The organism is Leuconostoc citreum (assembly GCF_004354555.1).
Lineage (GTDB): Bacteria > Bacillota > Bacilli > Lactobacillales > Lactobacillaceae > Leuconostoc > Leuconostoc citreum.
In genome coordinates, this window is the sequence record NZ_PUFH01000002.1 from 98,178 (window position 1) to 112,454 (window position 14,277).

12 protein-coding genes are annotated in these 14,277 nt (G+C 39.7%); all 12 read left to right on the forward strand.

Annotated features, from left to right (window positions below; all coding sequences use genetic code 11):
* Positions 1-248 precede the first annotated feature (248 nt).
* The 12 genes from C5L21_RS01015 to C5L21_RS01065 all read left to right on the forward strand — a co-directional run bounded on the left by C5L21_RS01015 (position 249) and on the right by C5L21_RS01065 (position 14,231).
* A complete protein-coding gene (locus C5L21_RS01015; RefSeq protein ID WP_048801853.1) occupies positions 249-1,409 on the forward strand; it encodes an NAD(P)-dependent malic enzyme in 1,161 nt (386 codons plus the stop codon).
* The gene (gene citC, locus C5L21_RS01020) at positions 1,409-2,464 is read left to right on the forward strand and encodes a [citrate (pro-3S)-lyase] ligase (protein ID WP_133285981.1); all 1,056 of its coding nucleotides are present in this window, start codon (positions 1,409-1,411) and stop codon (positions 2,462-2,464) included. Before C5L21_RS01015 ends, citC begins: the two co-directional genes overlap by 1 nt.
* A complete protein-coding gene (citD, locus tag C5L21_RS01025) occupies positions 2,454-2,747 on the forward strand; it encodes a citrate lyase acyl carrier protein (protein WP_004899669.1) in 294 nt (97 codons plus the stop codon). The genes citC and citD overlap by 11 nt, the downstream gene beginning before the upstream one ends.
* Positions 2,747-3,658 (forward strand): citrate (pro-3S)-lyase subunit beta, encoded by a 912-nt coding sequence (gene citE / locus C5L21_RS01030; protein ID WP_048801852.1) that lies wholly within the window; start codon positions 2,747-2,749, stop codon positions 3,656-3,658. The genes citD and citE overlap by 1 nt, the downstream gene beginning before the upstream one ends.
* Complete coding sequence (citF, locus tag C5L21_RS01035) at positions 3,648-5,186, forward strand: citrate lyase subunit alpha (RefSeq protein ID WP_004899665.1); 1,539 nt, start codon at positions 3,648-3,650, stop codon at positions 5,184-5,186. The genes citE and citF overlap by 11 nt, the downstream gene beginning before the upstream one ends.
* A gap of 55 nt (positions 5,187-5,241) precedes the next feature.
* The gene (gene citG, locus C5L21_RS01040) at positions 5,242-6,636 is read left to right on the forward strand and encodes a triphosphoribosyl-dephospho-CoA synthase CitG (protein WP_085699409.1); all 1,395 of its coding nucleotides are present in this window, start codon (positions 5,242-5,244) and stop codon (positions 6,634-6,636) included.
* A complete protein-coding gene (locus C5L21_RS01045) occupies positions 6,636-7,430 on the forward strand; it encodes an alpha/beta fold hydrolase (protein WP_040176525.1) in 795 nt (264 codons plus the stop codon). Before citG ends, C5L21_RS01045 begins: the two co-directional genes overlap by 1 nt.
* Before the next feature lie 110 nt (positions 7,431-7,540).
* A complete protein-coding gene (locus tag C5L21_RS01050) occupies positions 7,541-8,869 on the forward strand; it encodes a 2-hydroxycarboxylate transporter family protein (RefSeq protein ID WP_004904591.1) in 1,329 nt (442 codons plus the stop codon).
* Positions 8,870-8,903: 34 nt separating this feature from the next.
* Positions 8,904-9,563 (forward strand): glycerophosphodiester phosphodiesterase, encoded by a 660-nt coding sequence (locus tag C5L21_RS01055; protein ID WP_085699405.1) that lies wholly within the window; start codon positions 8,904-8,906, stop codon positions 9,561-9,563.
* Positions 9,564-9,791: 228 nt separating this feature from the next.
* Positions 9,792-12,494: a bifunctional acetaldehyde-CoA/alcohol dehydrogenase gene (gene adhE / locus C5L21_RS01060; RefSeq protein WP_004899657.1), complete on the forward strand. Its 2,703-nt coding sequence runs from the start codon at positions 9,792-9,794 to the stop codon at positions 12,492-12,494.
* Positions 12,495-12,636: 142 nt separating this feature from the next.
* A complete protein-coding gene (locus tag C5L21_RS09405; RefSeq protein ID WP_170167803.1) occupies positions 12,637-12,786 on the forward strand; it encodes a hypothetical protein in 150 nt (49 codons plus the stop codon).
* Complete coding sequence (locus C5L21_RS01065) at positions 12,783-14,231, forward strand: WxL domain-containing protein (RefSeq protein WP_133285982.1); 1,449 nt, start codon at positions 12,783-12,785, stop codon at positions 14,229-14,231. The genes C5L21_RS09405 and C5L21_RS01065 overlap by 4 nt, the downstream gene beginning before the upstream one ends.
* The last annotated feature ends 46 nt before the right edge of the window (positions 14,232-14,277 follow it).

Genomic DNA, 14,277 nt, shown 5'->3' on the forward strand with positions numbered 1-14,277 from the left:
CTCTGTTGCTATTGTACTAAATTTTTAATATTGAAACAAACTGTTTAAAAAATACGATTCATTTTAAAAAATTAAATTCAAAAATATTCATTCGTTTTAAATATTTAAAAAATCGTCTATTTATAAAAAAATATTTAAAAAATATCAATAAAAATCGTTGACAGTACCATAGCCTCTTACTAGAATAGGGGTTGTTAATTAATGTACATGTACAAAACACATGCTACAAAAAGAAAAGAGGCGTAGCTATGGTAAATATGGCAGAAGTTTTATCGATTCATGAAGCACACACAGGTGTATTGGATATTGAATCTAAGTTTGATATTACGACACCGTCTGAGTTGAGTGAAGCTTACACACCAGGGGTAGCTGGACTAGCAAAACTCATTGCTGCCGATGAGTCACAGAAGAAAGCTTATACAATGAGCGGAAAACTAATTCCTGTGATTACTGATGGATCAGCCGTTTTAGGGCTTGGTAATATTGGTCCCGCAGCAGGATTACCTATTGTTGAAGGAAAGGCTTTAATTTATAAAAACTTTGCGGATGTTAATGCCATCCCAATGGCTTTAAATCAAGTGAGTGTGGATGAATTTGTTAATTCGGTTAAAGCAATGGCTCCGTCATTTGCTGGGATACATTTAGAAGACATTGCAGCACCACGAGTATTTGAAATTGAACGCCGATTGAGTGAAGAACTTAACATACCGGTATATCACGATGATCAAACAGGAACAGCAATTGTTGTACTGGCAGGATTGATTAATGCCGCCAAGGTTGTTCATAAAAAATTATCAGAACTCAAAGTAATTATTAATGGCGTTGGTGCTGCTGGCGTGGCTACCGCAAAGATTTTAATAGCGGCGGGTATGACTAAGATAACCTTGATTGATGTCCATGGTGTTGTTTCACAAAATGACGATAGATATAACAGTTATCAACGTGAATTAGCACGAAAGGTTTCTCAAGCAGCTGGCGAAACATTGGACGACGTCATCACTGGACAAGACGTGTTTATTGGCTTATCAGATGCGCACGTTTTATCGGGGGAGCAGGTTGCAAAAATGGGCGTACGGCCAATCATTTTTGCACTAGCTAATCCCGTTCCAGAAATTTTACCCGAAGAAGCGCTTGCTGCTGGGGCTAAAGTTGTTGCAACAGGTTCATCACAATGGCCAAACCAAGTTAACAATGTGCTGGTATTTCCTGGCTTATTCAAAGGGTTATTGGCCAGTGGCTTAAAGCATGTTGATATGGCATTACAGGTACAAATTGCAAAAGCTTTAGCAAACATGATGACAGATCCAGACGAAACACATATTGTGCCAGGTGTATTTGGCAAAGGTGTTGTTTCTCAAGTAGAAGCAGCAGTTTTGACCTACGCTAAACAACACAAAGAGGGTAGCTGATGGCTGATATCATACGGGATATTAATCTAAATAACCCAACGCAGCGGCAATATTGGCAAACATTTTTATCTGAACTAGATATTGATAATTTTAATGTAAAAGAATTAATAGGGATTGAAAAAATAGTTGGTCTATTTGACGGTGAGCGCCTAGTGGGGACTGGCGCAATCGCAGGTAAAGTATTGAAATATATCGCCGTTTGCGACCGTGGGGCAACCTCTAAAGGGGCACGATTTAATCAGGTCATGACAACTTTGGAAAACTATATGGCAACACTTGGTCGTTTTCATCATTTTGTGTTTACAAAGCCACGATATATCGCTAGTTTTAAACACATTGGATTTGGTGTATTGGCTGAGTCTAGTCTGGGGGCGATTTTAGAAAAAGGGTTGCCTGATGTCCATAGCTTTATACGGCAGTTGCCACAAATGGGAAATCAGACCTCAAGAATAGCTGCTGTTGTCGTTAACGCTAATCCTTTTACCAGGGGACATCGTTATCTCATTGAAAAAGCGGCCACAGAAAATGATTTTGTTTATGTTTTTGTGGTTGCGCAGGATGTTTCTCTTTTCACAACGGCTGAACGCCAAATGCTTGTTTCAAAAGGTGTAGCAGATTTGAAGAATGTGGTGGTCGTCAGTGGGGGTGACTACATGGTTAGCTATCTCACCTTTCCTTCTTACTTTATTCATGATGAAACGACTGTTATTGATTATCAGACAACTTTGGACGCACGTCTTTTCAAAAATATTATCGCACCGGCGCGACATATTACCCGACGTTATGTTGGTAGTGAACCCCTATCTGAAACAACGGCACATTACAATCAAACATTGGCACGAGAGTTCGATGACAGTATCGAACTAACAATCGTACCACGATTAAATAGTCAGCGACAGGTTGTCTCAGCGCGTGCCGTACGAGAAGCTATTGCAACTGATAACCGCCAAGTTTGGACGGAGATGGTACCAGAAACGACCGCGCTGTTTATATCAGAAAATATTACCGCGCTACAAACGCGCATTAGAAAGGGACAAAAAATTGATGGAAATTAAAAAAACTGCGATGGCAGGAACGTTAGAATCTTCTGATGTACAAATTATGTTGAGTCAAGGGAGCGATGGGATTACTTTCGATTTAGTCTCAGATGTTGCAAAACAATTTGATGATGCAATCAAAGCAACAATTACGGCAGTTTTAGCACTGTATGGTGTCGACAATGCTGAGGTAAAAGTTGTTGATAAGGGTGCCTTGGATATGGTGATCAAAGCACGCGCTATGACAGCTGTGCAACGGGCATTAGACCTAGCAGATGAACCAAATTGGGAGGTAATGTAATGGCTACGGAAGAAAGATTACGCCGCACCATGATGTTTGTGCCAGGAAACAATCCGGCGATGGTTAAAGATGCTGGTATTTTTGGGGCAGATTCAATTATGTTTGATCTAGAAGATGCGGTTTCATTGGATGAAAAAGATGCGGCACGTTATCTTGTTTATCAAGCACTAAAAACAGTGGACTATGGGGATGCTGAGCTGGTAGTACGTATTAATGGCTTAGATACACCTTTTTATCAAAATGATATTAAAGCTATGGTCAAGGCTGGGATTGATGTGATTCGCTTGCCCAAAGTGGAATCAGTTGAAATGATTCAAACGCTTGAAAAGTTGGTTATTGAAGCAGAGAAACAGTTTGGACGAGAGATAGGTTCAACACAACTCATGGCCGCAATTGAATCGGCACGTGGTGTGGTTAATGCGAATGCAATTGCTATGGCATCAACACGTATGATTGGTATTGCATTATCTGCAGAAGATTACACAACGGATATGAAAACGCACCGTTACCCCGATGGCCAAGAATTAAGCTATGCACGTAACGTCATTTTACATGCAGCACGAGCAGCTGGTATTGCAGCGTTTGACACGGTCTTTACAGACTTAAATGATGAAGCTGGCTTTTATCGTGAAACGGAGCTTATTCATCAGCTTGGTTTTGACGGTAAGTCACTCATTAATCCACGGCAAATTGACATGGTGAACAAAGTTTACGAACCATCTCAACAAGAGATTTTAAATGCACAAAATGTGATTGCTGCAATTGAAGAAGCTCGTCAAAAAGGGTCTGGTGTCATTGCAATGAATGGGCAAATGGTTGACCGTCCTGTTGTACTAAGAGCAGAACGTGTGATGCGACTGGCAAAGGCCAACCACTTAGTTGATATGGAGGGAAATTACATTGAAAAATAAAGTAGCACGTGACATACCAGATAATATTTTAAAGCAAATGACACGCAAGCCTTTCAACGGTGTGACGTATGGACACCCAATAGCGCAAAGGGTTGCGCCCAAGGTTCGTGCAACCACTGGGCGTGATAAAGTTTTGTCATCAATTGACGAAGTTGTTGCCAAAACTGTCGCTGATGGGATGACAATATCATTTCATCATCATTTTCGAGAAGGCGACTACGTCTTTAATCAGGTCATGCGTAGCATTATTGATCAGGGATACCATAATTTAACTTTAGCACCGTCTTCTTTGACAAATGTTATGAACGACATTGTTGTAGAGGCAATTAAAAAGGGCGTTGTTACCAATATTACGTCTTCGGGTATGCGAGGTTCGTTGGGGGATGCAGTATCACATGGCTTACTTGAAAATCCGGTAGTCTTCCGATCACATGGTAATCGTGCACGCGCCATTGAGCAAGGTGAGATTAAAATTGACGTGGCTTTTCTTGGTGTACCCAATTCAGATAATGCTGGCAATGCGAATGGCATGGACGGTGATGCGGCGTTTGGCTCACTTGGTTACGCTTTAATTGACGCGCAATACGCTGATACTTTGGTATTGGTAACTGACAATATTAAAGCTTATCCTAATACACCAGCTTCTATCAAGCAAACGCAAGTCGATTACATTGTCAAAGTTGACGCTGTGGGAGATCCAGAAAAGATTGGTTCTGGGGCAACCCGTTTCACAAAAGATCCTAAAGAGCTAAAAATTGCTAAAACAGTGAATGATGTCATCATCAATTCAGTTTACTTCAAAGAGGGTTTTTCATTTCAAACAGGCTCTGGTGGTGCTGCTTTGGCGGTCACACGTTTTCTTAGACAAGCTATGATTAACAATCAGATTAAGGCATCATTTGCACTTGGTGGCATCACAAAACCGACAATTGATTTACTGAATGAGGGCTTAGTGGCACGTGTGATGGATGTGCAGGACTTTGATAAAGGCGCTGCTGAGTCCATGAAAGATAATCGTCAGCAACAAGAAATTGACGCGTCTTGGTATGCAGATCCAGCTAATAAAGGCGCTATGGTTGACCAATTAGATGTGGCGATTTTGTCCGCTTTAGAAATTGACACACAGTTTAATGTGAATGTTATGTCTGGATCTGATGGCATTATACGTGGTGCTATTGGCGGCCATCAGGATGCAGCAACAGCTAAATTAACTATTATCTCGGCACCGCTTGTTCGTGGCCGTATTGCAACTATTGTGCCTAATGTTACAACTGTGATTACACCCGGTGATTCGATTGATGTGGTGGTGACTGAAATTGGCATTGCTATTAATCCAAAACGGCAAGACTTAATTGAACAACTATCGCATGTCCCTGGATTACCAATTTATACCATTGAGGCTTTGCAGCAAAAAGCCGAGAAAATTGTCGGACAGGCTAAACCTCTAGTATTTACAGATCGTGTTGTAGCTGTTGCAGAGTATCGTGATGGCACAGTGATTGACGTCATCAAAGCCGTTAAAGACTAGACTAAAACGAATCGAAAGATTCGTGTACATAAAAATAAGTGAAAGAAGACAAATAATGAATATCTTCCAAGATGGACAACCTATTGATCTAGAGACAGTGCTCGCCAACAAAGACTGGCGAACTGCATTTCAGACGCAATTAGAAAAACACTATCCGGACGATGTCGTTGTTAGTGTCAAATTGAATATACCGGGACCCATTAAAAACAGCCCAGGATTACAACAATTATTTCAGCAAGGTTTCAATCGGTTGCGTATGATGCTAGGGCGCCTTCATGTGAAAGATATTAAATTTTTTGTTGCACGGCCCAGTGGACCAGAAACCTTCCTGATTGTTAGTGAAGACATTACCACAGTTAAACGTGTCGCAGTATTGTTTGAGTCTGATATGCTGACTGGTCGCTTATTTGATGTTGATGTTATGGCTTATCATAATGAAAAGCAATTATCACGTCAGGCGTTAGGTTTACCTGCGCGGCAGTGCCTAATATGTGATAAAGATGCCAAAGTATGTATGAAGTTGGGTGCGCATACGTTAACTGAAGGTTATCAAGTCATCAATCAACTGTATAAAAAAATGGCCACAACACCATTGCGTATCTGGCCACAAACGCAAGCAGCAGTTGTACAATATGCGCTATCTGCTCTTCTTTATGAGGTGAGTGTCAATCCGAAACCTGGATTGGTTGACCCAGTAAGTAACGGTGCTCACGATGACATGACTGTTTTTACCTTTATTGATAGTAGCTTAGCTTTGACTAATTATTTTAATCAGGCTTATCGTATCGGGCTGGATTATTCAGGAGGTGAACTCACATCAATTTTTCAGATGCTCAGGAAAGCTGGCATCGCTGCTGAAAAGCAAATGTTTGTGGCAACAAATGGGATTAATACACATAAAGGCGCCATATTTTCTTTGGGTATTTTGGTTACAGCCATTGCTTACATTAGTCGTCAGGGTGTGGCTTCGCTACAGCAGTTACAACAAGTTGTCCAAGGGATGTTGCAAGGTATTGTGACGCAAGATTTAAACCACAGTTTTGGAAAACGCGTACTAACCGCTGGCGAAAAGCAGTATCAAGCCTATCAATTAACTGGTGTGCGTGGCGAAGCTGCTGCTGGATTCCCGACTGTAATGGCCATTGCTTTGCCCTTCTTGCAGCAAGCTTCAGGTACCACTAACCAAAAATTACTCGATACGTTGATGGTCATCGCTGACAATATTAACGATACCAATTTGATTAAACGTGCTGGCACAATCGCTATCATACCGGAACTAAAACAATGGATAAACCATTATTTTGAGCTAGGTGGCAGTGTCACGCCAGAAGGCCTGTCATATTTGTATACGCTTGATGAACATTTTATGACACGCAACTTGAGTATAGGCGGTGCAGCAGACAATCTAATCCTAACTACTTTTCTGGCAAAGATGGGAGGTATCTTGTAATGCACTTTTTAACAAGTGACGGGGTACAACTAACTTATACCGACGAAGGCACTGGGGATGTTGTAATTCTATTGACAGGATACTCAGGCATCAAAGAGGAATGGTATGAGCAGACAACCTACCTACGTAATCAGGGATTTCGCGTCATTACATTGGATTGGCGTAGTCATGGTGCTTCAACACGTACGACTAAAAATTTGCGCGTCATGCGACTAGCGGCAGATCTTAATGAATTGATTCAAAAAACAGCCGTCAATAATATGATCATGATAGGGCATTCTATGGGAGCCAGTATCATTTGGGCATATATTACGATATTTGGGCAAAAGAACTTAAAAAGCATTATTACGATAGATGAATCGCCTAAACCAATTAATGATGCGCATTGGCAATCAGGATTACAAGGCTTGAATTGGGATAATTTTTGGCTGATGTCACCGCATATATTAGATCGACCGATGACAATATGTGAGATACCAAAAAATTTGCGACGACGAGTAGAAAAACAACGGTCAGCATATCCCTTCAACAAAGAAATTGGGTTTGAATTACTAGTCGATCATTTAATGCAGGACTGGCGTCGCGTCATACACCAAGTGCAAGTGCCTCAACTTTTTATTTTTTCGGTGGACTCGGGATTATGGCAAGGAAATTACAGGAAATTTTGTGAAAAAGAAAACAATATTGGAATAAGTGTAAAAAGTATTGCACATGCTGGGCATTTAGTTCATATGGAAAAACCAAGCATAGTAAATGCTTTTATATCAGACTTTTTGTTTAAATCAATGAGATGAATTTAAGTGGACTATCAAAGGCGGTGATTTTTATAAAAGCAAGTTTATATTTTTTTATCTATTATTGTGAATTTTGTAACTAATTTAAAAATAAATGGAGACATCAAATCATGGGAAACAAGCAACAAAAAAATATTAACCAGTCATCTGATTGGCGCCAAAAATTAGCAAGGTTAGACAATATTAAAATTAGTGGCATAGGCCTAGTTGCCTATATTATTATGGCTGTTCTATTAGTGGTAGCTATTCGGACGCACACTTTACCGAATAATATGATTGGCGCCATTTTAGCGCTAGTTGTTATGGGACATGTTTTTTACTATATCGGGGCCAAACTACCGATTTTCCGTTCATATTTAGGCGGTGGTTCAGTTTTTACCATTGTTACGGCAGCAGTTTTAGCTGCTTCTGGTATTATTCCACCCGATGTTGTTAAAACTGCATCCGGTTTTATTAACACATCCGATTTTCTAGATTTATATATTGTATCGTTAATTGGGTCATCTATTTTTAGAATGAATCGTAGTTTAATCTTAAAGGCAGCAGTTCGCTTTTTACCAGTGGCCTTTTTATCCATGGCAGTGACATTTTTTGGTGTAGGACTTGTTGGTTTGTTGATAGGTGAGGGCTTTAGTCATTCTGTATTGTATGTCGGGATGCCGATTATGGCTGGGGGTGTCGGTGCAGGTATTGTGCCCTTATCTGGTATTTATGCGCATGCATTTGGTCATCCAGCTAAAGTGATTTTATCGCAACTTTTTCCTGCCGTTATTTTTGGTAACTTGTTGGCTATCATTAGTGCGGGGTTAGTTTCTAAAATATTTATGACGAGTAAAAATAATGGGCATGGGGCCTTGTTGAAGACCAATGAAACTGAAACAAAACAGGCAACAGAAGTATCATTAGACTATATGCAAATTGGTGTTGGTCTAACGATGTCAGTGGCATTCTTTGTATTGGGTACTTTGCTGAACAAGCTAGTGCCACAAGTGAATGCTTACGCTTTTGTTATCTTGACCATTGTGTTGATTAAATCGTTAGGTTTGTTGCCCAAGTATTACGAAGACTCTGTGATTATGTTTGGTCAATTGGTAGTAAAAAACATGACACATGCCTTGTTAGCGGGTGTCGGTTTGTCATTATTGAATATGAAGTTATTGATGGCAGCACTTTCTTGGCAGTTTGTGGTATTGTGTGTTTCAAGCATTATTATCATTTCATTATCAAGTGCAATTTTAGGCAAATTATTTGGTCTTTATCCAGTTGAAGCTGTGATTACGGCAGGATTAGCTAATAACAGTATGGGCGGTACAGGAAATGTTGCTGTTTTAGCAGCATCAGACCGTATGAATTTAATTGCGTTTGCACAAATGGGTAATCGAATTGGTGGGGCATTAATTTTGGTTGTCGCCGGTATTCTTGTGAGTTTTATGCACTAAAAAGTCTAAAGATTAGCATATTTTTAGGCTTTTTTTGTATACAGGCACAGAAAAACGATTATTCCGGCAATCCTTTTCACCTGAAGCGATAACAGCAAAGCAATTTATTAATAAGCATTATTATAATAACATTGGAGAACTAAGCAGCTATCAACCAGTTACCCTATGCAATTTTATTAAACAACTACCTAGGAACCGTATGATTCATCTAGATCGTGGTTGGTCCCATTTATCTGAGCTATTAGCTGTGCTAGATCATTTTCCCAACCAGCAACAGCAGTTTGTGATTAAAATAAAACCAAAAGCAGAACAGATAGCCACTTTGCGTCAGCACAGAATAAAGTATATGACGGTTGTGATTGTTAATCATGACAGTGAGTTGCAGTATATTCTCAATCACTTGACTGACGAGATTAATATCATTGGTATTGAATTAGTGGCTGCTAATCTTTCAGATTCGCATGTACAGCTAGATGTCATTAAGCATATCAAGGCTTTGGGATTAACTGTAATGATTAATACGTTGACTTTAAATACTACCACGTCACTTTTTGGGACGCTAGATGATGATAACGCTATATTAGCATCGCCAGAAAATATTTGGCAGGAAGTTATGATAAATTATCAACCTAATATGATTAATACCGACTGGGCGCCATTATTAAGTCAGTATCGTCGGCAGTTAGAACATTAAAAACCTACCTTTTAATGGGCAGGTTTTTTTAGCCTTTTCCTGCAATAAAAAGGGCTATTTCCTTCATATTGTTTATTAATGCACAATTAATCACTTATTATAAAAGCGCTTACAAAACGCTTTATATAAGCTATTTAAGATAAATGAATAAAAAACTTGCTTTTTTTAAAGGGGTGTTATATACTTATATTGTTAAGAAATGAGCAAACGATAAAAGGAGCATTAATTATGGTAGAAGCAACAACAAAGAAGCCAGTCAAAAAGGTTTTGACGCCCGAAGAAAAAGCAGCATTACAAACTCAGGCAGAAAAAATGACGGCAGAACTAGTTGAAAAGTCACAAAAAGCTTTAGCTGAGTTTTCAACATTCACGCAAGAACAAGTGGATAAAATTGTTGCAGCAATGGCATTAGCTGGATCAGAAAATTCATTGTTATTGGCTCACGAAGCACACGACGAAACTGGTCGTGGTGTTGTCGAAGATAAAGACACCAAGAATCGTTTTGCATCTGAATCAGTATATAACGCTATCAAATATGACAAGACCGTTGGTGTCATTAATGAAGATAAAATTCAAGGAAAGGTTGAATTAGCTGCGCCACTTGGTGTTTTAGCTGGTATTGTGCCAACAACTAACCCAACATCGACAACTATTTTCAAGTCAATGCTCACAGCGAAGACACGTAATACAATTATCTTTGCTTTCCATCCACAGGCACAGAAATCATCATCACATGCTGCACAAATTGTTTATGAAGCAGCCTTAAAGGCTGGTGCACCTGAAAACTTTATTCAATGGATTGAAAAGCCATCAATCTATGGCACAAGTGCGTTAATTCAAAATACGGGTATTGCATCAATCCTAGCAACTGGTGGCCCATCAATGGTTAATGCAGCCTTGAAATCAGGTAATCCATCAATGGGTGTTGGGGCAGGTAACGGTGCAGTTTATATTGACGGTACGGTAGATACTGATCGTGCTGTTTCAGATTTGTTGTTATCAAAGCGTTTTGATAATGGTATGATCTGTGCTACAGAAAACTCAGCAGTTATTCAAGCTTCAGTCTATGACGACGTGTTGCAAAAGTTGCAAGATCAAGGGGCTTACCTCGTACCTAAAAAAGATTACAAGAAAATCGCGGACTATGTTTTTAAGCCGAATGCTGAAGGTTTTGGTGTAGCAGGTCCTGTTGCCGGCATGTCAGGCCGTTGGATTGCAGAACAAGCTGGCGTTAAGATTCCTGAAGGCAAAGATGTTTTGCTGTTTGAATTGGATCAAAAGAACATTGGCGAGGCTTTATCATCAGAAAAGTTGTCACCATTATTGTCAATTTACAAGGTCACAGAACGCCAAGAAGCAATCGATACAGTACAAGCATTGTTGAATTATCAAGGTGCAGGACATAACGCAGCGATTCAAATTGGCTCACAAGACGATCCGTTTATTAAGTCATATGCTGACGCCATTGGGGCATCACGTATTTTGGTTAACCAGCCAGACTCAATTGGCGGTGTTGGTGATATTTATACAGATGCCATGCGCCCATCATTAACGCTTGGTACCGGATCATGGGGGAAGAATTCATTGTCTCACAACTTGTCAACATACGATTTACTCAACATTAAAACTGTGGCACGTCGTCGTAATCGGCCACAATGGATCCGTTTGCCAAAGGAAGTTTACTATGAAGCAAACGCAATTACCTACCTGCAAGACTTACCATCAGTTAAGCGTGCCTTTATCGTCGCCGACCCTGGTATGGTAGAATTCGGCTTTGTTGGTAAGGTTTTGAGTCAACTTGAGCTTCGCCAAGAACAAGTTGAAACGAACATTTATGGATCAGTTAAGCCAGATCCAACATTGTCACAGGCTGTTGACATTGCCCGCCAAATGGCTGATTTTAAGCCCGATACAGTGATTTTACTTGGTGGTGGTTCAGCCTTAGATGCCGGTAAGATTGGTCGCTTCTTGTATGAATACTCAACGCGTCATGAGGGTATTTTATCAGATGAAGAAGGTATCAAAGAGTTATTCATGGAATTGCAACAAAAGTTCATGGATATTCGTAAGCGTATTGTTAAGTTCTATCATGCACGTTTGACACAAATGGTGGCGATTCCTACGACATCAGGAACTGGTTCAGAAGTGACACCATTTGCCGTTATCACAGATGACCATACTCATGTGAAGTACCCCTTGGCTGATTATGAATTGACGCCTGAAGTGGCTATTGTCGATCCTGAATTTGTCATGACAGTACCAAAGCGTACAGTAGCCTTTTCTGGGTTGGATGCTTTGTCACATGCCTTTGAATCATATGTATCAGTCATGGCTTCAGAGTTCACACGACCATGGGCATTGCAAGCAATTAAGCTAATTTTTGAAAACCTCACAACATCTTACAAGTATGATCCAAAGCAGCCAACCAAAGAAGGACAGAACGCACGTACAAAAATGCATTACGCTTCAACTTTGGCAGGTATGTCATTTGCCAATGCCTTCTTAGGCATTAATCACTCACTTGCACACAAAACAGGTGGTGAGTTCGGTTTGCCACATGGTTTGGCCATTGCGATTGCAATGCCACATGTGATTAAGTTTAATGCTGTAACAGGTAACGTTAAGCGTACACCATACCCACGCTACGAAACTTACACAGCACAAAAGGACTATGCAGACATTGCGCGTTACTTAGGTTTGCAAGGGACGACAGATGCTGAATTGGTTGATGCCTTAATCGCAGCGATTAAAGCATTAGCAAAGTCGGTAGAAGTTGACCAAACATTGTCAGGAAACGGAGTTAAAAAAGCTGACCTTGAAAAGAATATCGATCAGTTGACTGACCTTGTATATAATGACCAGTGCACACCTGGTAACCCACGCCAACCAAGTTTGGCTGAAATCAAGCAATTATTGATGGATCAACTTTAAAATGTTATAAAGCAATATGTCAGATTTATTTATTAAGTCTGGCATTTTTTTTATGGTAAATACACAATGAATAGGGTTTTTAGTGAGTCATAAAAATTATGATATAATCAGTGGTAGACTATGGGTATTGTGAGGCGGTAAAATGAAAAAATATATATTGAAACTCGCCATAGTCATCATATTTCTATGCCCTATTGGTACGGTTAGTGCTTATGATAAATTACCATTAAAAATGGTGGCTCATGGCAAGAAGACTTTTCAAATATTACCACAGATTCCACAAATGCGATGAATATAGCGCAACCTTTTTTGCTATTTACTCGCAATTTGAACATTAATGGCGGACAGATGCTCGATGGCAACATTGCTACTCAAAATCTAAACACATATGGATCATTTCTGAACGGGAAAACAGGTATTAGTTATGTTCAAAATAGCATCACCAATACTGCTTCTTGGCTACATATTAATCAGGCCAGTAAGTTTGTTTTTGGTTCATCATTTAAAATTGTGAGAGCAAATAATGCTATGCAAATTGAGGCCGGACCCTCAAATTTAAAACAGTTAGTCAATAATGTTTCTCAATCGCAACTTTATCAAGACACCGAGTCACATAAATATTTGGATTTTGACCGAGGATTTGCGCAGTTGGATAGTAATGCCAAAACAATTATTACCCAAGCAAGTAGAATTTCTAAGCCGATAATAACGGAGGATCCATGGTACTGGCCAAGAATTACGATAGACACCTCTAACGTAGCAACCGCAGCTAATGGAACAAAGATTATCTCGTTATCGGCTCGAGATTTAGATTATCGACGTACAGTCATTTTAAAAGGACTGGGAAAAGCAGAAAAGATAATATTTGCTATTAATACCGATGGTGTGTCGCAAATTGATTTACAGTCCATTCGCTTTGGTAACGAAAATGAATGGCGTGATGTACAATTGCCTATGATGTTTACGTTTTCCAATACATCGTCAGCATACACCGGTGGCTTGAGAATCGGGATGAATGATTCCTTCACTACGCCAGTACGAAGTATTCTGGCACCCCAAGCTGCAGTCGATATTTTAGGCGATTTTCATGGCAGCATAGCCTCTGATACCGTTAATTATCATTGGGGTAAGCTACGTGCAGATCAAGGTGTTCTATTTCCGGTAGATAATTTGCCAGAAGAAGGCAGTTTATCTTGGGTCACTAATACTTTTGGCGTATCATTTGGGACACTTAAATCTGTCAATAATCATTTTGAAGACGGTGGCGCATTATCAGAACAGTTGCGTAACATCAATGGTGATTTTTCCGGTATCATGCAGGTTAAAGATACACGTAATTTGTCGAGTACTGTAAAGTTACCATTTTATCTTACTTTATCATGGACACAACCTTTTACAACGAATGAAATGCAGAACCAATTAACACGTACATCAATAGATATACCAGCTAAATTGGGTTCGAATGCTGGTAGTCTAAAACTTGAACCGGGAGAGACTATTCAAGTGCCATCAAATGGTTCTGCTAATGCGAAAGATGTTTACATGTTCAAGGTGAAAAATGATACAACTAGTGGTATAAAAACATTGTATAGTCAAGGAAAAGAAAATCAATTTGCGTTTGATAAATGGCAGCTGAACATTGGTGCACAGGATAGTCAGCTTAATATGGGAACTTATACGGCTGGTTTTACATGGACACTATCTCCTAGTCGACTAACAAATAGAATTAACCCCTAGATGGATACTATAATACAACTTAAAGATAACAGCTGAAAAGGCTTTA

Excerpts from the sequence above, each read along its gene's own strand:
- C5L21_RS01015 (WP_048801853.1), top strand. The coding sequence starts at position 249 with ATGGTAAATATGGCAGAAGTTTTATCGATTCATGAAGCACACACAGGT.
- citC (WP_133285981.1), top strand. The coding sequence starts at position 1,409 with ATGGCTGATATCATACGGGATATTAATCTAAATAACCCAACGCAGCGG.
- citD (WP_004899669.1), top strand. The coding sequence starts at position 2,454 with ATGGAAATTAAAAAAACTGCGATGGCAGGAACGTTAGAATCTTCTGAT.
- citE (WP_048801852.1), top strand. The coding sequence starts at position 2,747 with ATGGCTACGGAAGAAAGATTACGCCGCACCATGATGTTTGTGCCAGGA.
- citG (WP_085699409.1), top strand. The coding sequence starts at position 5,242 with ATGAATATCTTCCAAGATGGACAACCTATTGATCTAGAGACAGTGCTC.
- C5L21_RS01045 (WP_040176525.1), top strand. The coding sequence starts at position 6,636 with ATGCACTTTTTAACAAGTGACGGGGTACAACTAACTTATACCGACGAA.
- C5L21_RS01050 (WP_004904591.1), top strand. The coding sequence starts at position 7,541 with ATGGGAAACAAGCAACAAAAAAATATTAACCAGTCATCTGATTGGCGC.
- adhE (WP_004899657.1), top strand. The coding sequence starts at position 9,792 with ATGGTAGAAGCAACAACAAAGAAGCCAGTCAAAAAGGTTTTGACGCCC.
- C5L21_RS09405 (WP_170167803.1), top strand. The coding sequence starts at position 12,637 with ATGAAAAAATATATATTGAAACTCGCCATAGTCATCATATTTCTATGC.
- C5L21_RS01065 (WP_133285982.1), top strand. The coding sequence starts at position 12,783 with ATGAATATAGCGCAACCTTTTTTGCTATTTACTCGCAATTTGAACATT.